This is a genomic window from Vibrio pectenicida (assembly GCA_024347015.1).
Classification (GTDB): Bacteria; Pseudomonadota; Gammaproteobacteria; order Enterobacterales; family Vibrionaceae; genus Vibrio; species Vibrio pectenicida.
Genome location: AP024889.1, coordinates 2,496,285 through 2,516,894, shown reverse-complemented (window position 1 = coordinate 2,516,894; position 20,610 = coordinate 2,496,285). Strand labels below are relative to the sequence as shown.

General features: G+C 41.9%; 18 protein-coding genes. 14 read left to right on the top strand and 4 right to left on the bottom strand.

Annotated features, from left to right (window positions below):
- The 9 genes from lpxA to OCV27_RS11475 all read left to right on the top strand — a co-directional run bounded on the left by lpxA (position 1) and on the right by OCV27_RS11475 (position 10,479).
- Positions 1-789, top strand: coding sequence for an acyl-ACP--UDP-N-acetylglucosamine O-acyltransferase (lpxA, locus tag OCV27_RS11515; protein ID WP_125320535.1), 789 nt, complete (start codon positions 1-3; stop codon positions 787-789).
- Positions 790-874: 85 nt separating this feature from the next.
- Positions 875-2,023, top strand: a complete 1,149-nt coding sequence (gene lpxB, locus OCV27_RS11510; RefSeq protein WP_125320536.1) for a lipid-A-disaccharide synthase — start codon at positions 875-877, stop codon at positions 2,021-2,023.
- The gene (gene rnhB, locus OCV27_RS11505) at positions 2,016-2,633 is read left to right on the top strand and encodes a ribonuclease HII (RefSeq protein WP_125320537.1); all 618 of its coding nucleotides are present in this window, start codon (positions 2,016-2,018) and stop codon (positions 2,631-2,633) included. Before lpxB ends, rnhB begins: the two co-directional genes overlap by 8 nt.
- A gap of 100 nt (positions 2,634-2,733) precedes the next feature.
- Positions 2,734-6,213: a DNA polymerase III subunit alpha gene (gene dnaE / locus OCV27_RS11500; RefSeq protein WP_125320538.1), complete on the top strand. Its 3,480-nt coding sequence runs from the start codon at positions 2,734-2,736 to the stop codon at positions 6,211-6,213.
- Between the two features lie 37 nt (positions 6,214-6,250).
- Complete coding sequence (accA, locus tag OCV27_RS11495; protein ID WP_125320539.1) at positions 6,251-7,210, top strand: acetyl-CoA carboxylase carboxyl transferase subunit alpha; 960 nt, start codon at positions 6,251-6,253, stop codon at positions 7,208-7,210.
- A gap of 154 nt (positions 7,211-7,364) precedes the next feature.
- Entirely contained in the window at positions 7,365-8,684 is a 1,320-nt protein-coding gene (gene tilS / locus OCV27_RS11490) for a tRNA lysidine(34) synthetase TilS (protein WP_125320540.1), read from the top strand.
- A gap of 61 nt (positions 8,685-8,745) precedes the next feature.
- Positions 8,746-9,051: a c-type cytochrome gene (locus tag OCV27_RS11485; RefSeq protein WP_420919487.1), complete on the top strand. Its 306-nt coding sequence runs from the start codon at positions 8,746-8,748 to the stop codon at positions 9,049-9,051.
- A gap of 177 nt (positions 9,052-9,228) precedes the next feature.
- Positions 9,229-9,567 carry a nitrogen regulatory protein P-II gene (gene glnB, locus OCV27_RS11480; RefSeq protein ID WP_171362027.1) on the top strand — a complete coding sequence of 113 codons (339 nt, stop codon included), beginning with the start codon at positions 9,229-9,231 and terminating at the stop codon, positions 9,565-9,567.
- Positions 9,568-9,606: 39 nt separating this feature from the next.
- Entirely contained in the window at positions 9,607-10,479 is an 873-nt protein-coding gene (locus tag OCV27_RS11475) for an endonuclease/exonuclease/phosphatase family protein (protein WP_125320543.1), read from the top strand.
- A 27-nt stretch (positions 10,480-10,506) separates the two neighbouring features.
- Here the strand turns inward: OCV27_RS11475 and OCV27_RS11470 are convergent, their stop codons facing one another.
- Positions 10,507-12,063 (bottom strand): LysM peptidoglycan-binding domain-containing protein, encoded by a 1,557-nt coding sequence (locus OCV27_RS11470; protein WP_125320544.1) that lies wholly within the window; start codon positions 12,061-12,063, stop codon positions 10,507-10,509.
- A gap of 70 nt (positions 12,064-12,133) precedes the next feature.
- Positions 12,134-12,895: a hydroxyacylglutathione hydrolase gene (gene gloB / locus OCV27_RS11465; protein ID WP_125320545.1), complete on the bottom strand. Its 762-nt coding sequence runs from the start codon at positions 12,893-12,895 to the stop codon at positions 12,134-12,136.
- A 39-nt stretch (positions 12,896-12,934) separates the two neighbouring features.
- Here gloB and OCV27_RS11460 point away from each other — a divergent pair, with 39 nt between their 5' ends.
- On the top strand, positions 12,935-13,663 hold the full coding sequence (locus OCV27_RS11460) for a class I SAM-dependent methyltransferase (protein ID WP_125320546.1): 729 nt from the start codon (positions 12,935-12,937) through the stop codon (positions 13,661-13,663).
- A 6-nt stretch (positions 13,664-13,669) separates the two neighbouring features.
- Here OCV27_RS11460 and rnhA read toward each other — a convergent pair whose 3' ends face one another.
- Complete coding sequence (rnhA, locus tag OCV27_RS11455; RefSeq protein WP_125320547.1) at positions 13,670-14,134, bottom strand: ribonuclease HI; 465 nt, start codon at positions 14,132-14,134, stop codon at positions 13,670-13,672.
- Between the two features lie 56 nt (positions 14,135-14,190).
- Here rnhA and dnaQ point away from each other — a divergent pair, with 56 nt between their 5' ends.
- A complete protein-coding gene (dnaQ, locus tag OCV27_RS11450) occupies positions 14,191-14,934 on the top strand; it encodes a DNA polymerase III subunit epsilon (protein WP_125320548.1) in 744 nt (247 codons plus the stop codon).
- Between the two features lie 8 nt (positions 14,935-14,942).
- Positions 14,943-16,196, top strand: a complete 1,254-nt coding sequence (locus OCV27_RS11445) for a TIGR03503 family protein (protein WP_125320549.1) — start codon at positions 14,943-14,945, stop codon at positions 16,194-16,196.
- Positions 16,197-16,294: 98 nt separating this feature from the next.
- Here OCV27_RS11445 and fadE read toward each other — a convergent pair whose 3' ends face one another.
- The gene (gene fadE / locus OCV27_RS11440) at positions 16,295-18,745 is read right to left on the bottom strand and encodes an acyl-CoA dehydrogenase FadE (protein WP_125320550.1); all 2,451 of its coding nucleotides are present in this window, start codon (positions 18,743-18,745) and stop codon (positions 16,295-16,297) included.
- Between the two features lie 306 nt (positions 18,746-19,051).
- On the opposite strand from fadE, the gene lpcA reads away from it, so the two are divergent.
- Positions 19,052-19,630, top strand: coding sequence for a D-sedoheptulose 7-phosphate isomerase (gene lpcA / locus OCV27_RS11435; RefSeq protein WP_125320551.1), 579 nt, complete (start codon positions 19,052-19,054; stop codon positions 19,628-19,630).
- Between the two features lie 88 nt (positions 19,631-19,718).
- Complete coding sequence (locus tag OCV27_RS11430) at positions 19,719-20,564, top strand: class II glutamine amidotransferase (RefSeq protein ID WP_125320552.1); 846 nt, start codon at positions 19,719-19,721, stop codon at positions 20,562-20,564.
- The last annotated feature ends 46 nt before the right edge of the window (positions 20,565-20,610 follow it).

Here is a 20,610-nt window from a genome sequence, read left to right as displayed (position 1 = left end):
ATGATTCATGAAACTGCTAAGGTTCACCCATCCGCAGTCATTGAGGGGGACGTTACCCTTGCTGCCAATGTTACTGTTGGGCCATTCACCTATATTTCTGGCAAGGTTGAAGTTGGTGAAGGAACCGAGATAATGTCTCATGTGGTCATAAAAGGCCACACCACACTTGGTAAGGAAAATCGTGTTTTTCCTCATGCTGTCATTGGTGAAGAGAACCAAGATAAAAAGTATGGTGGTGAAGCTACTACAGTGGTTATCGGTGATCGTAACGTCATCCGTGAGGCGGTTCAAATCCATCGCGGAACTGTTCAAGACAAAGCATCAACTGTTATTGGTGATGATAATCTTTTATGTGTTAATGCCCATATTGCTCACGATGTTATCGTAGGTAATAATACTCATATTGGCAATAATGCCATTTTAGGTGGGCATGTTACGCTTGAAGATTTCGCTGGCGTTATGGCACTTTCTGCAATACATCCTTTTTGTAAAGTCGGCGCATACAGTTATATAGGTGGATGCTCAGCTGTTGTTAAAGATGTTCCACCCTATGTGCTCGCCCAGGGAAATCATGCTACACCATTTGGTTTGAACCTTATTGGTTTGCAAAGGCATGGGTTTGAAAAAGCTGAATTACGAGCGTTGCGTAATGCCTATAAAGAGTTTTATCGATCAGGGAAAACTCAAGTTGAAGCTAAACAAGCTTTAGTTGAAATAGCGAAAGATTGGCCTTCAATACAGCACTTTATTGATTTTGTGGATAGCTCTGAGCGTGGCGTTATTCGTTAAGAGAGTTCAGCGTGTTTAGAAAAAGATCGCACAGGCTTGTTGCGATCTTTTTTACGTTTATGGCATTAAGAAAGGTAATTCAGTAATGGAAAAACCACTGCGTATTGGCATTGTTGCCGGAGAGCTTTCAGGAGATACGTTGGGCGAAGGCTTGATCAAGGCGATTAAGAAAGACCACCCCAATGCTGAATTTGTTGGTATTGGTGGGCCAAAGATGATGTCACAAGGTTGTGAATCCTTATTTGACATGGAAGAGCTTGCGGTGATGGGCTTAGTTGAAGTACTTGGACGACTACCACGGTTGATTAAGGTAAAAACTGAGCTGGTGCGTTATTTTACTAAGAATCCACCTGATGTGTTTGTCGGTATCGATGCTCCTGACTTTAATCTACGACTGGAACTTGATTTAAAAAATGCGGGTATCAAAACTGTTCATTATGTTAGCCCTTCAGTTTGGGCTTGGCGTCAAAAACGCATTTTTAAAATTGAAGCAGCCACTAATTTAGTGTTGGCATTTTTACCATTTGAAAAAGACTTTTACGATAAGTACCAAGTTCCATGTAAATTTATCGGACATACTTTGGCTGATGCCATCCCGCTTGAATCACCAAAGGCACCAGCTCGTGAACTTCTGAAGCTTGAACAAGATAAAAAGTGGCTTGCCGTGTTACCTGGAAGCAGGGGTAATGAACTTAAGATGCTTGCTGAGCCTTTTATTGAGACTTGTAAACGACTGCACAAAAAACATCCCGAGTTAGGTTTTGTTGTGGCTTTAGTCAATGAAAAGCGTCGAGAGCAATTTGAGCAAGCATGGCACAATCTTGCTCCTGAGCTGGAATTTAGACTGGTCAACGACACCGCTCGTAATGTGATTACGGCGTCAGATGCTGTAATGCTTGCTTCTGGAACTGTTGCACTTGAATGTATGTTACTTAAACGGCCTATGGTTGTTGGATACCGTGTTAATGGTTTTACCGCCTTTCTTGCCAGGTGTATGATTAAAACTAAATATGTTTCCTTGCCTAATATTCTTGCAGATGAAGAACTAGTGACAGAGTTACTTCAAGAAGCCTGTACTCCAGAAGCCCTTGAGGCAGAGGTGGAGAAATTATTCACTGTTCATGGTGAAAAAATGATAGAAAAATTTGCTCAAATGCATGATTGGATCCGTAAGGATGCAGATACCCAAGCGGCTGATGCGGTATTAAAATTAGTAGGTTGTAATAATGATTGAGAAAAATAAAAATCTATCTCAATTTGAATATCCTGCTGGTTACCAAGTTATTGCTGGTGTTGACGAAGTAGGTCGAGGGCCTTTAGTTGGTGATGTAGTTACTGCAGCTGTTATCCTTGACCCGAATCAACCTATTGGGGGTTTAAATGATTCAAAAAAATTGACAGAAAAGAAACGCTTGGCACTTTTCCCTGAAATTTTGGATAAATCTTTGTCTTGGGCTGTTGGGCGTTGCTCCCATGATGAAATAGACCAGTATAATATTCTCAACGCAACTATGATTGCGATGCAAAGAGCGATAGAAAGTTTGAATGTTATACCTGATTTAGCTTTGATTGATGGAAACCGTGTACCACAGCTGGTTATGGATGCTCAAGCTGTTGTGAAAGGTGATATGCGTGTTGCTGAAATTAGTGCCGCATCAATTATTGCCAAGGTAATTCGTGATCAGGAAATGGAAGAACTCGATAAGCTTCACCCTGAGTTTGGTTTTGCAAAACATAAGGGGTATCCGACTAAGGCGCATTTTGAGGCTATTGAGAAATATGGTGTCATCGAACAGCACCGTAGAAGTTTTAAACCAGTAAAGAAAGCCTTGGGTTTGGTTTAGATCTTACCAATACCCTAGTTGGCTAGGGTATATCTAAAACGTTATATCACGTAAAATACCCTTGCACACCCATATTCGCAGCATAATTTTTGGAATATTCATGTCAGATCCTAAATTTATTCACCTCAGAGTCCATAGTGATTTTTCCATGATTGATGGCCTTTCTAAGGTTCCTCCTTTGGTTAAAGAAGTTGCAAAAATGGGAATGCCAGCTGTGGCACTGACAGATTTTACCAATTTATGCGGCTTGGTGAAGTTTTACACAACCGCTCATGGGTGTGGCGTTAAACCGATAATTGGTGCTGATTTTGTTATGCAATCAGCGCAATTTGGAGAAGAGCTAACTCGGTTAACTATTCTAGCATCTGATAATCAAGGTTATAAAAACCTAACTCTTCTTATATCCAAAGCCTATCTACGCGGACATGTTCAGCACCAAGTTGTGATTGATAAAGACTGGTTGGTGGAGTTCTCTTCAGGGCTGATAATTTTATCAGGTGGGGTCAGTGGTGAGATTGGTAAAGCTTTATTAAAAGGAAATAGAAGGGTTGCTCAGCACTGCGCTGATTTTTATCGTCAGCATTTTCCTGAACGCTTTTTTCTTGAGTTAACCCGTACGGGCCGAGCAGATGAAGAGACTTATCTGCATTTTGCTCTTGATTTTGCTGAGCTTGTGCAACTTCCTGTGGTCGCAACTAATGATGTCGTGATTTTAAATGAATCGACCTTTGAAGCTCATGAAATTCGTGTTGCTATTCACGACGGTTACACACTAGATGATCCGCGGCGGCCTAAGAACTATAGTGCTCAGCAATACTTGCGCAGTGAAAAAGAAATGTGCGATCTTTTTGCCGATATTCCAGAAGCGTTAGAAAATAGTGTTGAAATTGCCAAGCGCTGTAATGTAACTGTGCGTTTAGGGGAGTATTTCTTACCTGCTTTCCCAACAGATGGCATGGCAGAAACAGAGTTTCTGGTTAAGAAATCACAAAAGGGTTTAGAAGAGCGGCTAGAGTTTCTTTTTCCTGATGAGAATGTGCGATTAAAACGTCGCCCTGAATATGATGAACGGCTAAAAATAGAGCTTGAAGTAATTAATAATATGGGTTTCCCAGGTTACTTCTTGATCGTTATGGAGTTCATTCAATGGTCTAAAGACAATGATATCCCTGTTGGACCAGGCCGAGGATCTGGTGCTGGATCTTTAGTTGCTTACGCACTTAAAATTACCGATCTTGATCCCTTAGCATATGATTTATTATTTGAGCGTTTTCTAAACCCAGAACGTATCTCCATGCCCGACTTTGATGTCGACTTTTGTATGGATAAACGCGATCAAGTTATTGATCACGTAGCTGAAATGTATGGCAGGGATGCGGTATCTCAGATTATCACTTTTGGTACTATGGCTGCAAAAGCTGTTATTCGTGACGTTGGGCGTGTATTGGGACACCCATTTGGTTTTGTTGATCGCATTTCAAAAATGGTACCTCCAGACCCAGGAATGACACTGGAAAAGGCGTTTAAAGCTGAACCTGCATTGGCCGAGCTTTATGAAGCCGACGAGGAGGTGAAAGAACTTATTGATATGTGCCGTATCCTCGAAGGTTGTACACGTAATGCTGGTAAGCATGCGGGAGGGGTTGTTATCTCCCCTACAACCATTACAGATTTTGCTCCTATTTATGCAGATGCAGAAGGCCACTTTCCAGTTACTCAATTTGATAAAAATGATGTAGAAACTGCAGGTTTAGTAAAGTTTGATTTCCTTGGTTTACGTACGCTTACCATTATTGATTGGGCACTTGGTTTAATTAACCCTAGGCGTGAAAAGCAAGGCGAGAGACCAATTCGAATTGAGTCCATTCCTCTTGATGATGATGCGTCTTTTCAGCTACTGCAAAATGCTGAAACTACAGCGGTATTCCAGCTTGAATCTCGCGGAATGAAAGAGCTGATTAAACGCCTTAAGCCAGACTGTTTTGAAGATATTATCGCCTTAGTGGCTTTGTTTCGACCCGGACCGCTTCAATCGGGAATGGTGGACAACTTCATTGACAGAAAGCATGGTCGAGAGGCTATCTCTTATCCAGATGAAACTTGGCAGCACGAATCACTTAAAGAAACACTGGATCCGACGTATGGCATTATCTTATACCAAGAACAAGTCATGCAGATTGCTCAGATATTAGCAGGGTATACTTTAGGCGGAGCTGATATGCTGCGCCGTGCTATGGGTAAGAAAAAGCCTGAAGAAATGGCTAAGCAACGTGCTGTATTTGAAGATGGTGCCCTTAAAAATGGCGTAGATGGCGAACTTGCGATGAAAATCTTCGATTTAGTGGAGAAATTTGCAGGTTATGGGTTTAATAAGTCTCACTCAGCAGCTTATGCTTTGGTTTCTTATCAAACACTTTGGTTGAAAAAGCACTATCCAGCAGAGTTTATGGCTGCTGTGATGACGGCTGATATGGATAATACCGAGAAAGTGGTTGGCCTGGTCGATGAATGCATACGAATGAAGCTTAAAGTGTTGCCGCCAGATATTAATTCGGGACTGTATCGGTTTAATGTAGATGAAGATGGTGCGATTGTTTACGGCATTGGAGCAATTAAAGGAGTTGGAGAAGGACCAATCGAAGTCATTCTTGAAGCTCGTAATAAAGGTGGTTACTTTAAAGATCTATTTGATTTTTGTGCCAGAATAGATCTTAAAAAAGTCAATAAGCGTGTTATCGAAAAGCTAATTTATGCTGGCGCACTTGATAGGCTTGGGCCGCATCGCGCAGCCATGATGGCATCATTAGACGATGCTGTAAAAGCAGCAAGCCAATATCATCAGGCAGAAGCTTTTGGACAGAGTGATTTGTTTGGTGTGCTTACCCAGGCCCCTGAAGAAGTTGAGCACAAATACACCAAGGTGCCAGCTTGGCCAGAAAAAATTTGGCTAGAGGGAGAACGTGATACACTAGGACTCTATTTAACCGGGCATCCAGTTAACGCTTACATAAAGGAACTAGGTAAGTATACCAGTTGTCGATTGAAAGACGCGACGCCTACCAGGCGAGATCAAAGTGTCACAATTGCTGGTTTAGTCATAGCAGCCAGAGTCATGACGACAAAACGTGGTAGTCGTATTGGTCTTATGACTCTCGATGATCGAAGTGGCCGTATGGAAGTTATGCTGTTTTCTGATGCGCTTGAACGTTACGCTGAGCTGCTTGAGCAAGACAGAATTTTGGTTGTTTCAGGACAGGTCAGCTTTGATGATTTCAATGGTGGTCTTAAAATGACAGCGCGTGAGATCATGGATCTTGGTGCAGCGCGTGAAAAATATGCACGAGGACTGTCGATATTTATGGAAGAGTCTCAAATCGACGAGCAATTTTTTGAGCGCTTTAGTAACATATTAGAGCCTTATAAGGCAGGAAGTGTTCCTGTCGATATATATTACCAACGCAGCGATGCAAGAGCTTGCTTGACGTTAGGTACGGAATGGCGCGTGACGCCAAGTGATGAATTAATAGACAATTTGAAACAGCTGCTTGGTAAAAACCAAGTAGAACTCGAATTTAACTAAGTTCGGCAAACCATGCCGAATGAGAAAGGATCTATAGATGAGCCTGAACTTTTTAGAATTTGAAAAGCCTATTGCTGAATTAGAAGCCAAGATTGAAGCACTTAGAAGTGTTTCTCGCCATGGTGGAGGTACTGGTGTTGATCTGGAAAAAGAGATAGAGCAGTTAGAAAAGAAAAGCTTAGAGCTCAAAAAGAAAACTTTCAGTGATCTTGGTGCATGGGAAACTGCTCAGTTAGCTCGTCACCCTTTACGTCCGTATACGCTGAATTATATTGAGCATGTATTTACTGAATTTGAAGAGTTGGCTGGCGATCGTGCTTATGCTGATGATAAAGCTATCGTCGGTGGTATGGCGCGTTTAGATGGTCGTCCAGTAATGATTATTGGTCACCAAAAAGGCCGTGAAACTAAAGAGAAAGTGAAACGTAATTTTGGAATGCCAAAGCCAGAAGGGTATCGTAAAGCACTTCGTTTAATGGAAACGGCGGAACGCTTCAATATGCCTATCATTACTTTTATTGATACTGCTGGTGCTTACCCAGGTGTAGGAGCAGAAGAGCGCGGACAGTCTGAAGCCATTGCGAAAAACTTGAAAGTTATGTCTGGTCTTAAAGTTCCTGTAATTTGTAATATCGTGGGTGAAGGTGGTTCAGGTGGTGCACTGGCTATTGGTGTGGGTGACTACGTAAATATGCTGCAGTATTCTACTTATTCTGTTATTTCACCTGAAGGTTGTGCCTCAATCTTATGGAGAGATTCAGATAAAGCTCCTCAAGCTGCTGAAGCTATGGGTCTTATCGCTCCACGCTTGAAAGAACTTGAACTGATTGATGAAATTATTGAAGAGCCATTGGGTGGTGCGCATCGAGACCATGTCAAAATGGCTGCAAACATGAAGGCGACTTTGCTGAGACAATTGAACGAACTACAGCAATTTGATAACAATTCGCTACTTGAGCGTCGTTACCAACGTCTAATGAGTTACGGTTATTGTTAACTCTGTGTTTGAAAGAAAAGGCTGAACTTGGGTTCGGCCTTTTTTATTGGGGATGTTAAACTAGAGTATATTGACTTGTTGAGCTGAAATTTTCAGTAAAAGGTCTACGTGCTTTACTAGCGGTCATGACTTTTTGCAATAAAACAGTTTTTTTATGGACTTATATCAGAATTTTTCGTCGGTGATTCAACAATGCGCGCAGCCAAGCAGTCGCCTGGTCATTGCTCTGAGTGGCGGGGTTGACTCTAGAGTGTTACTTGCGTTAGCGGCTAAGTATCAAAATGAATTTCACCAGACTTGTCTGGCAGTGCACGTTCACCATGGCTTGAGTATTAATGCAGATCAATGGGCTGAGCAATGTCGCCAGTGGTGCCTTGAAGAAGGCATTACTTTTCACTTGGAGCAAGTCAGGCTAGAGCAAAGAGGCAAAAGTGTAGAAGAAAGTGCACGAGAAGCTCGCTACCAGGCGCTAGAGTCACACTTGAGCTGTGGAGATCTGCTGTTAACTGGTCAGCATAGAGATGATCAAGCGGAAACGTTCCTACTGGCGTTAAAGCGCGGTAGTGGCCCTAAGGGGTTGTCCTCGATGGCCAAATACCTTTCCTATGGTAATGCTAAGTTAGTTCGTCCTATGTTAGATGCGAGCAGAGCGGATATAGAGCATTATGCACACCAATATAACCTACTCTGGGTAGAGGATGAAAGTAATCAAGATACTCGCTTTGAACGCAACTTTCTCCGCCACCAAATTCTCCCCATTTTAAATGAACGTTGGCCTTATTTCACTCAATCTGTACAACGCAGTACGGAGCTTTGTGCTGAACAAGAAGCATTGCTGGATGAGCTTTTATATGAGCATTTAAACAATGCTTTGTATCAAGATGGAAGTATAGAGATTTCTCTATTATCAAGCATGTCACCACTAATGCGAAGTCGAATTTTAAGAATGTGGTTTGGCAGCCAGCAAGCTAAGATGCCAAATCGTGATGTGCTGATTAAAATTTGGACTGAGGTTGCACTGAGTCGAGATGATGCCAATCCGATTATATCTTTACCAGATGGACAGGTTCGTCGTTTTGATGGTCGACTTTATTTAGTTAAACAATGGCGAGATTTATCATATTGGCAGCATGACATCCAATTTGATGTTGTATTAGCCTTACCCGAAAATTTAGGGGCATTGAAGTTACAACATAGCGATACTGGAGCATTATCTAAAGTAGCGCTTTCTAGTGCTCCTCTTAGAGTTATTTTTCAGCCACAAGGTTTAAGTGCGACACCTTCAGAACGTGGCCATAGTCGAAAACTAAAAAAACTATTTCAAGAATATGGCATACCGAGTTGGATGAGGCGTAGGGTGCCGATTCTTATGTGTGGTGATCAAGTGGTTGCTGTCGCTGGAGTCTTTATTGATTCTGACTTTGTTGGCCGAGATTGTGAACTTGTTTGGGATAAATCCGTACCAGATGTGTAAATATTGTTTACATAAAATCACATGAAAATAGTGAATATAATAAGGAAGCGCAATGAATAAAATGGTAACTGGAATCTTTATTGGAGTGAGTTTAATCACTGGATCAGCCATTGCTGCTGGTGATATCGCTGCTGGTAAAACTAAGTCGGCAGTCTGTGCTGCTTGTCATGGCGCGGATGGAATTGCTGTTATCCCCGGCTATCCAAATCTTAAAGGACAGAATGAGCAGTATATTATTTCATCAATTAATGCATATAAAGCTAAGCAGCGTAATGGTGGCTTAGCGGTAGTGATGCAGGCTCAAGCGGCCATGTTAAGTGATGCTGATATAGCTAACATAGCGGCGTATTACTCAAGTTTAAAGTAGACTGACCTAAACTAATTATTGGTCCGAGTAATAAGGGTTATTCACTTTTTATTTGTGTACGCCTGTATTTTAGGTAAGAAAACATATAATAAGGTGAGTAGACTTGAGTTACTTGGGCTTTTTATTGTTTGTTGACCATGGGATAATGTAACCGCTTTTGAAGATTAAGGGATGAGCATGAAAAAAATAGAAGCCATTATTAAACCGTTTAAATTGGATGATGTTCGAGAAGCTCTCGCAGAAGTTGGTATAACAGGCATGACAGTCTCAGAAGTGAAGGGGTTTGGTCGTCAAAAAGGACATACAGAATTATATCGTGGTGCCGAATACATGGTCGACTTTTTGCCTAAAGTAAAACTTGAGATCGTGGTGACTGATGATGTTGCCGAACAATGTGTTGATACTATAATCGACACGGCTCAAACGGGTAAAATTGGTGACGGCAAAATTTTCATCACTGACATCGAACGTATAGTGCGCATACGGACCGGTGAAGAGGATGAAGAGGCTATTTAGAACTTATTTTCTGGCGGGTTATCGCTGGTGGAGAGTTGAATGAAAAGTAAGTGGCTTCTATATGGTCTATTGACCGTAGTGTTGGGTGGGTTTATAGGATTCAATACGGTCTTTTTTCTACCCAATCAGCCACAAATTGCCTTAATATCACCGTCAGGTGAAGCATTTTCTCCACATTGCGTCGAGAATTTATCGGAAAGTACACTTGACGATAGAGGCCAATTGAATTTATTAGTATGGAATATTTATAAGCAAAATAAAGACAATTGGCAGCAAAGTTTACAATTTTATACCCAAAATAAGCAATTAGTACTGTTACAAGAATCTAGTTTTACCTCGGAGCTAAAAAGTTGGCTAAAATCGCAACAGTGGAATGCTTATCAAGTTGATGCATTTGAGATTTTTAATACCAGTGTCGGGGTGCTTAACTTATCGAAAGCTGTACCACAAAAAGCTTGTGCTTTTACCGAGTTAGAGCCTTGGCTTCGTTTACCCAAGTCAGCACTTTATACTAATTATCATCTTTCAAATGGCGAGCTAATAGCTGTGATTAATATCCATGCTGTGAATTTTACCTATGGAACTCGCGAGTATAAAAGGCAACTTGAAACACTGACAGATCTAATTGAACCGCATCGTGGTCCTGTTATTGTCGCTGGTGACTTTAACAGTTGGAGTGAGACACGTGTTGCTGTTGTCGAGCAAGCTCTTAATAAGTTAGGCCTCAAGGAAGTCGACTATTTTCCAGATAATCGCAGTCAGTTTGTTACTGGGTATGCTCTGGATCATGTATTTTATCGAGGGTTAAATTTGCTAAGAGCAGAAGCATCATCATCAGATGCTTCTGATCATAACCCTATCGAAGTTTTTTTTGAGTTAATAAACTCTGATACGCCTCAATCTTCACCATAAGTCCAATTCTCATCATGAGTCAAAAGTTTAAACACTGACTTTGGTGACATCTACGTATAATTTGAGCTTTTGACCTGGCTGTAAGTACTTCTGTTTACTTAGTCTATTCCATTTAACAATATCATTCGACTTGACCCTAAACTTATTAGCGATGGCGCTGATAGTGTCGCCATTCTTAACACTGTAAAAGACGGTTCGAATCACAGCTCCATCTGAAGTATTCTTCCAGATCACTAAGTTTTGTCCCACGCGTAAGGTGTCTTTGGGACCGATACTGTTCCATTTAGCAAGAGACTGATGAGAAATTTTATTTGCACGAGCGATACTCCATAGGCTATCTCCAGAGCGTACAATATGAGTGAGCTTGTATTGTCCTCGTGATTTTTCTTGAGCTCTGGCTAATCTATTACTCGCACTTAGTGTGTAGGCATTGTCATCTTTGGTGGATGTGGGAACCATTAAAAATTGCCCGATTTTGATCGAATCATTGGTTAAGTCGTTAGATTTTTTAATTACGAGAGTTGTCGTATTATATTGATTGGCAATCTCACTAAGGCTATCCCCTGATTTTACTTTATATCGCACTAATCTCATGCCTTTTCCGCGATTTTCGGCGATGTTCTTTTTAAATATTTCGATAGTATTTACTGGCAGAAGTAATTGGTGTGGGCCTGTAGGGGCTGTAGCCCATTGATTATAGGCAGGGTTTAAACTTTGTACTTGTTTGACACTGATACCGGCATAGCGAGCAGCAATAGCTAGATCAAGCTGTTCTTGGGGATCAAAGATCTCGACCATAGGTCTGTTGGCGATTGGCGGGATATCAATGTCATATTTGTCTTGATTGGCGATGATGTCTGCTAGAGCCAATAATTTTGGAACATACCCGCTAGTTTCTTCTGGTAGGTCAAGCGAAAAAAAATCGATAGGCTTGCCTAACCTTTGGTTTTTTCTAATCGCACTAGATACTCGTCCACCACCACTGTTGTAAGCTGCAATAGCATGATCCCAGTTACCATCGAAACGAGCGTTGAGTGCGGTGAGATAATCTAAAGCTGCGTCTGTTGAAGCTGCAACATCTCGGCGTCCATCATACCAATAATTTTGTTTTAGGCCGTAATACTTCCCTGTGTCTGGTACAAACTGCCACAAACCTGCGGCGCTTCCATGAGAATAAGCAAAAGCGTCAAATGAGCTTTCTACTATCGGCAGCAGTGCGAGTTCCAGTGGCAGATCTCGTTGCTCGATTTTTTGGGTGATTAGGTATAAAAAAGGTTGTGCTCGTTCAGAGACAGTTTTTAGGTGGCCAGGGTGTTTTAAATACCAAGTACGGTAGTAGTTGACCATTTTGTCGTCTGGGATAGAGAAGGTGAGCTGCATGGCAATACGTTGCCATAGATCCTCTTGGGATTGAGGTGATACAACAGTCTTACCCTCATTATTCAAATTTCTTGTAGCGTGGTTTGAGGTTAGCTCAGACAGAGTTTCGGTATTTTTAGAAGGTGATTCTTTGTTCTCTGTTTGCTGGGTAAGCTGACATCCAGTCAGTAGTAGAGCTAATATCCAGCTGTGTTTTACTTGCATTTCACAACCCTTTTTCTTTTTGGCTGCTGATAATACTTGTCTAAATACGATGGTGACAAGTTACAACACCTCAAAATTCGTTCTTCCATTCACGTAATGCAGTAAAAATAGCCAGTGAACTACTTGTATGAGGCGTTCGATTAGCCACCGAGCGAATGATACTAGGTTGATCGGTTCTGACAAATGGATTGATTTGTTTTTCTTTGCCAATCGTGGTTGGTAGTGTGGGTTTATTTTGAGCTCTAAGACGATTGACTTCATCACGGTATTGATGGAGTGCTTGGTTGTCAGGTTCAACTGCTAAAGCAAATGCGATATTGCCAGCCGTGTATTCATGAGCGCAGTAGACCTCGGTTTCTTCTGGTAATGCCATCAGTTTGTCTAATGAGCTATGCATCTGTGTCATCGTGCCTTCAAATACTCTGCCGCATCCAGCTGAGAACATCACATCACCACAAAAAAGCTTACCATCCCCTACATAACCAATATGCCCTTTGGTGTGGCCTTCTAAACCTAGCACCAAGAAAATTTCACCAAATAGTTCGATTTGTTCACCTACTTCGACCGCATGAGTCAAGGTTGGTACGGGTTCATTAATTGGTCCTACGACGTCAATATCTGGGAAGCGTCTTACAAGTTCTGGTACACCGCCAATATGATCATTGTGGTGATGGGTAATTAGAATCGCATCTAAAGTTAGATTATTTTCCTTTAGGTATTTTATTACCGGACTTGCATCTCCAGGGTCAACAACAGCACAACGCTGATCGCTATTTTTAATCAGCCAGATGTAATTATCATTGAATGCGGGTATGCTTTTGATATCTAACATGGTTGTTTCTCCGATTACCAAGAGTAAAGCAGGTTAAGTATGAAGCCAGCACGAAGTTTTAAGAAGCTTGAAAAGCCTCATTCATGGTCTCAGCTTAAGAATGGCCAGTGGGTCAGTGAGTCAATACAAACCCGTATCGATGAATGGTGCCCAAAATTATTTGGTTATCATATGCTTAAGTTGGGTGGCCTCAGCTGCGAGTTAACCAGCTTTAATTGTAATATTCAACATCAAGTTCGTCTCGATATTCAAAACCCTTTGCATAATGTGATTGCCGATAGCTTCAACTTACCTTTTCTTGAAAAAAGCTTTGATGTAGTTGTATTAGCGCATCAACTTGATTACTGCAATGATCCTCACCGAATGCTACGAGAAGTTGACCGGGTAATGATTGATGATGGTTACGTCATAATTACGGGCTTTAACCCGATAAGCCTTACAGGGTTATCTAGTCTAATGCCTTGGCGAAAAAATAATTTACCTTGGAGTGGACGCATGTTTACTCCCAGTAGAATTAGAGATTGGCTCAATATTCTTAACTACCAAGTCATAGATTGTGATCAATATGCTTTATTTCCAATGGAAAGCTACCGCACTATGTGGACTTGGCTAGAAAATAGTTTAGGCGATTGGGCTAATCCAGTAGGCAGTCTCTATTTTATTGTGGCACGCAAAAGAAGTTATCCGCTTAAACTAATTAAACCTCACTGGAAGCTCAAACGTAAACTGACGCCAGTTGGGATAAACTACAAAATATCCAATAAGTAATACGGTTTAGCTCGCTTGGTAGCCAGTATCTTCTTCCGTTGGATTTTCAGCCGCTGACCGAGCTAATTCATCACACATTTCATTTTCTCTGTGCCCAGCATGACCTTTTACCCAGCGCCAGTCTATTTGGTGGCGTGTGCTTTCTTTATCGAGAGCTTTCCAAAGGTCTGAATTCTTAACAGGTTTCTTGTCAGAGGTTTTCCAGTCACGTTTTTTCCAGTTATGAATCCATTGGGTGATACCTTGGCGTACATATTGGCTATCGGTTGTCAGCACGACATCACAGGGTTCTTTGAGCGTTTGCAGGGCAACTATGGTCGCCATCATTTCCATACGGTTATTGGTAGTGAGGGTATAACCATTGCTGAGTGTTTTTTCTACTTGTTTGTAGCGCATTACAATACCATAGCCACCTGGACCTGGATTGCCTAAGCAAGATCCATCTGTAAAAATTTCCACCAGTTTCGTCATGATTTGATACTATTGGGTTAAGCGTAGAATTTGTATAGTCTGACACAAAATTTGTTATGAATACCAGCAACAATTCCAATCACAATCGCATTGTCGTTCTCGATACCGAAACCACGGGTATGAATCGAGAAGGTGGCCCCCATTATCAAGGTCACCGTATTATTGAAATCGGAGCCGTTGAGATAATCAACCGCAAGCTCACAGGGCGTCATTTCCATGTATATCTTAAGCCTGATCGCGCTATTCAGCCAGATGCGATAGAAGTGCATGGTATCACGGATGAATTTCTTGTTGATAAGCCCGAATACCGTGATGTACACGAGGAATTCTTAGAATTCATTCGCGGGGCAGAGTTAGTCGCACACAATGCGTCTTTCGATACGGGTTTTATGGATCACGAATTTTCAATGTTAGATCCCAGCATTGGCAAAACACATGATTATTGTCGAGTGACAGATACACTTGCGATGGCGAAGAAAATCTTCCCAGGTAAGCGTAATAACCTCGATATATTATGTGACCGATATGGTATAGACAACTCGCACCGTACGCTCCATGGCGCCTTGCTTGATGCTGAAATTTTGTCTGATGTATACTTATTAATGACAGGTGGTCAGACATCGTTGCAGTTTAGCTCAAGTTACTCAGCAGAAGGGGAGTTGGGAGGGGAGTCAATAAAACGAGTGTCTAGTGGACGAAAATCGCTAAAGGTTATCGCTGCAACGGCCGATGAATTAAAAGCACATAATGAACGATTAGACATAGTGGAGACAAGCGGTAGCTGCCTCTGGCGTCAGTAGGAGAAGAAATGTTGAAGGTTTTGTTGGTCTTACTTGGCTTATTAGTCAGTATATTTGCTGGTGCAGAGGAATCTTCAATGTCTTTACTTGATAATCGTTTTCGAGTTGATTCTACTATTGAACAGATTACTTTTGTAATTTACAGAGCTGAGCGTTCTAAGCCCGTAGTCCTCGTACGTCCGGATGGTAAAAAGTATTACGCTTTTCGAAAACCAGAAAATGTGCGTTGGTACCAAGAGCCTTCAATGGACATTATTTCTATTAATAACCCAATGGCAGGTCCATGGCAGGCAATTGGTAAGATCACACCCAAAAATAAAATCATTTTGATTTCACACCTAGAGCTCATCACGGATAAAATGCCTACTCGACTGTTTCAGGGGGAGCAAATTAAATTTTCTGCGCAGCTGAAGTCAGATGATCAACCCTTAGTCATGAGAGATTTTCTTGATCGAGTCAATCTTCTGGTGACTTTCACCAAATATATTGAAAATGAAGCTTCACTGATCAAAGAGGCAAGACCGATAGCTTATAAAATCGGTGATTTCTCTGATGACGGTATGGGCCTAGATGAAGTCGCTGGCGATGGGGTGTTTACTGTTTCACTTAATATATCCCCAGTCCCAGGTAAATACCGCGTTCGTATTACCTCAGGTAATGGCGTTTTTCTCCGGGCACAAGAACAGGAAGTGTTAGTTTACCCAACGCCAATACAAACTACCTTTATCCAAAGCCGCGTAGAAGGAAAAGAGCACACAGTGGCAGTGGCTGGTGAGCAGGGTATGATTGAACCTGGTAGTATTGCCGCTCAAATAGAGCACAAATCGCCTGATGGCTCAGAACTGGTTATCGCCGAGAGTGCTAAGGAAGACGCCGAGAGAGTTTTATTACCTATCCCATATAATGGTGATATTGGAAACTACTCTTGGTCCGGGCGAGCATTTGCTACCGAATTAGCCTCTGGACGACCTCTTATGTTCCCAGTTAAAAATCAGACTTATAGCGTTTTAGAAGAGGTTGATATTGCAGAAACTCGCCGGCTTCAGGAAGAAGAACGGATGAAACAGCAGAAACTAATGGAAGAAATGCGGCTGCTTGAACTTCGTGAGGAAAAACGCACTAAGACAATGATTATGATTTCTGTTGCCAATATTGTGATTATTTTTATTGGTTTGGCAATGTGGTTTGGGATAGGTAAGTTAAAGTTAAGACCTAAGAAAGAAGAGATTCCTGAAATGCAATTAGAGATGCCTAAGAAATAGTGAGTGGCACTATGCTTGTTTTAAGTATGGAACCAATAAGGTTTAATTTAAGTGAGAAACTAATAAGGGCTGCAGATGCAGCCCTTATATATTGCTTGTTAAGCAACTTCATCCATCAGAGGAAATACCTCACTTGGCATGGCTGCCAAGTCCTTTGGGTCAAAGTCATCCACACTGATGACGTATAAACGATGCTGCTCTGCATTACGCAATAATTGAGCGTCATCAGAATCAATAATGCCTTTTTCTAAACCCATATCAGCGATAAGATCCAAGCGTAAGAATGGACGCCTCTCATCCAGTGCTTTACACACTTTGTTGAAAATTGGCTCAGCTTGCAAAATAACGTGTAATGCTTGTTCAACCTTACCAGCTGGATTGAATTCGCTCGCTTGGAAGTATTGGTTACGACCCAGGCGCTCACGTGTAGCTGAAGGTGTTTGAAGTATTTGTGCTACTTCACTATCCAATTGATCACTTGGTGCTTTTCTGACTAGACCAAAGGGAAGAGTGATGACCCTTAAAGCCTTACCTAACCATTTATTGGGAAAGTTAACCAATAGCTCGTCAATCGCTGCTTCAGCTTGTTTGAGGCTATCTTGAAGCCCCCAATGCAATAGTGGTAAGTCTTCAGCAATTCGACCATCATTCTCAAAACGTTTTAGAGTGGCAGAGCTAAGATAAAGCTGGCTCAATATATCCCCTAAACGAGCTGAAAGGCGTTCTTTACGTTTTAGAGAACCACCCAAAACAGCCATTGAGATGTCTGATAGGAATGCAATATTCGCACTGTAGCGATTGAGCTGTTGATAGTAACGACTGGTTGAATCTTTGACAGGAGACGCAGAAAAGCGACCATCAGTCAGCCCTAACCAGAAACTGCGAACAAGGTTGCTAAGAGTAAAGCTAACGTGACCTGCTAAGGCTGAGTCAAACTTATCTAGAGCATCCGAATCCTCGGAATAAGCGGCATCCATTTCCTCAAGTACATATGGGTGGCAGCGAATGGCGCCTTGGCCATAAATAATCATTGAACGAGTGAGAATGTTCGCACCTTCAACTGTGACTGCAATAGGAGCTCCTTGATAGCTCCGAGCGAGAAAGTTCGAGGGGCCCAAACAGATCCCTTTACCACCCAAAATGTCCATTGCATCGATAATGCTTTGTTGGCCACGGTGGGTACAGTGGTATTTAACTATCGCGGATATGACCGATGGTTTCTCTCCGAGATCAATACCTGCGACAGTAAGATTACTTGCAGCATCCATTACATAAGCATTGCCACCTAAGCGTGCTAGTGGTTCTTCTACACCTTCCATCTGGCCTATTGGCTGTTTGAACTGGCGACGAATTCGAGCGTAGGCACCTGTTGCAAGTGCTGCTGTTTTGATTCCTCCGGTTGAATTAGAGGGTAATGTGATTCCTCGTCCAACGGATAAGCACTCGACGAGCATACGCCAACCTTGCCCTGCCATCTTTGGACCACCAATGATGAAATCTAATGGAACAAACAAGTCTTCGCCACGAGTAGGGCCATTTTGGAAAGGTACATTGAGTGGAAAATGCCTGCTACCTATCTCAACACCTTTGAGGTTGGTAGGGATAAGGGCACATGTAATCCCCATTTCCTGTTGATCACCTAATAAGCCTTCTGGATCGCGTAATTTAAATGCTAGGCCAAGAACTGTAGCGATAGGCGCTAATGTGATATAGCGTTTGTTCCAAGTCAGGCGCATTCCTACGACTTCTTTTCCTTCCCAGTCACCTTTACAGACGACACCAAAATCTGGAATCGAACCAGCATCGGATCCTGCTTCAGGGCTAGTTAGAGCAAAACACGGGATCTCTTTTCCTTCAGCCAGTCTAGGCAGGTAGTAGTCTTTTTGGTCTTTTGTCCCATAATGTTGCAGGAGTTCGCCTGGGCCAAGTGAATTTGGTACACCCACGGTGGAAGACAATACAGAGGATACCCCTGTGAGTTTCTGTAGAACCAAAGACTGCGCATAGGCCGAAAATTCTAAGCCACCATATTTTTTCTTTATGATCATTGCGAAAAATTGGTTGTCTTTCAGGTATTGCCAAACCTGTGGTGGTAAATCAGCTAATTCATGGGTGACTTGATAGTCGTTTACCATGGCACAGACTTCATTGACTGGCCCATCTAGAAAGGCTTGCTCCTCAGCAGTTAACTGGGGCGCTTGGATATCATGTAACTGTTGCCAATTTGGTTTGCCTTTGAATAGCTCTGCTTCCCACCATACCGTTCCAGCATCTAAAGCTTCTTTCTCTGTTTGCGACATTTCAGGCAGTACTTTTCTAAACACAGTGAGTGCTTTTTTACTGATGAGGGATTGTCGTATTGAGGGGATAGTTAGAACGGCAGCCGCTACTATGAATAGAATCCAGCTAACTGAACCTGCAGTGCCAAGGGCAGAAAGTACTAATAAGGTTGCAGTAAGAGCAACCATAGATTTAACCAAGGTTGTTCGGTGATACAGACAGACTGCAAGTACAGCAGAAAATCCAAGTATAGAGATCAAAGTGTCCATAGTTTATGTTCCTTGTTCAGCGTGTTGTATTTATTTATACGCTGTAATTCCAGTAGAGGTCCAACCAGTTTATTGTAATAAAAGTATTAAATAAATGTAAAACAAAAAAGTACCTAAAAATGATCTTGATAGAGTAAAAAACCTAAAAGTGAAGAGACAAACGGTTTTTTGGGGCTAGAAACACAATAAAAACGCAATTGTTTACTAGCAGCTATCGACAGAGAGGATTGTTTGAGTAAACTCTGATTATGACGATGACGACAGATAACGTCGGCTTTTAAAGACTCAATAATTAGAGAACAACCTATGTATCAGGATCTGATTAAAAACGAATTAACTGAAGCTGCTGAAGTATTAAATGCATTTCTTAGTGATGATACTAATATCGCACAAATTGAAGCGGCAGCTAAGATGCTTGCTGAGTCATTTAAGCAAGGTGGTAAGGTATTATCTTGTGGTAACGGAGGCTCGCATTGTGATGCTATGCATTTTGCTGAAGAACTCACTGGGCGTTACCGTGAAAATCGGCCAGGATTTCCTGGTATCGCGATTTCAGATCCCAGCCATTTATCTTGTGTCAGCAATGACTTTGGCTATGATCATGTGTTTTCTCGTTATGTTGAAGCAGTTGGTTCTAAGGGTGATGTGCTGTTTGGGCTATCCACTTCTGGCAATTCAGGTAACATTCTTAAAGCCATTGAAGCTTCTAAAGCTAAAGGAATGAAAACGATCGCACTTACTGGTAAAGACGGTGGAAAAATGGCGGGTCTAGCGGATATTGAAATTCGTGTGCCGCATTTTGGTTATGCTGATCGCATTCAGGAAGTTCATATCAAGATCATCCATATAGTGATTCAGCTAATTGAAAAAGAGATGGAACAATAACTCTTCTATATGGTTAAGGGTTAATCAAGCTTATACAATACCAGTGTTTAGCGCTGGTATTGTTGTTTTATAAGGAGCTTTTTGAGCTATGTGTGAACTGCTCGGAATGAGCGCCAATGTGCCAACCGATATCTGTTTTAGTTTTACTGGATTGATGCAACGTGGTGGAAACACGGGTCCGCACCGTGATGGTTGGGGAATTACGTTTTACGAAGGTAAAGGCTTTCGTAATTTCAAAGATCCAAATCCAAGTTGTGATTCAAAAATTGCAGAATTGGTTCAGAACTACCCGATTAAAAGCTGCGCTGTTATTAGCCATATTCGCCAGGCAAATCGTGGTGCGGTTAATCTTGAAAATACACACCCGTTTACTCGTGAATTATGGGGCCGCTATTGGACATTTGCGCATAATGGCCAACTAAGTGAATACCATGATTTAGTCACGGGGCGGCACCGCCCTGTTGGCCAGACGGATAGCGAATTGTCTTTTTGCTGGCTATTAAAGCAAATGGAGGATAATTACCCTGAACCACCACAAAATATGGCAGGTGTGTTTAAGTTGATTGCGAAATGCTGTGATCAGCTGCGTGAGAAAGGGGTATTTAATATGTTGCTGTCAGATGGTGAATATGTAATGACTTACTGTACTAACCATTTGTATTGGATCACTCGCCGGGCTCCATTTGGTAAAGCTTCTCTTATTGATGAAGATATTGAAATCAATTTTCAGGAAGAAACGACGCCAAACGATGTAGTGACGGTTATCGCAACACAGCCATTGACCGACAATGAAGAATGGCACCGTATGAAGCCGGGAGAGTTTGGGTTATTTCATTGCGGAGAATTAACTGACGGTAATACGGATGAATTGCAAGATGTCCCTTTTGCGCCTAAAAAAGTGAAAAACCAAGCCCCTAAAGAACCATTAGAGTAATTGGTATAAGCATACCGTTAAAATGAGAAAGGCTGATGTATTAATA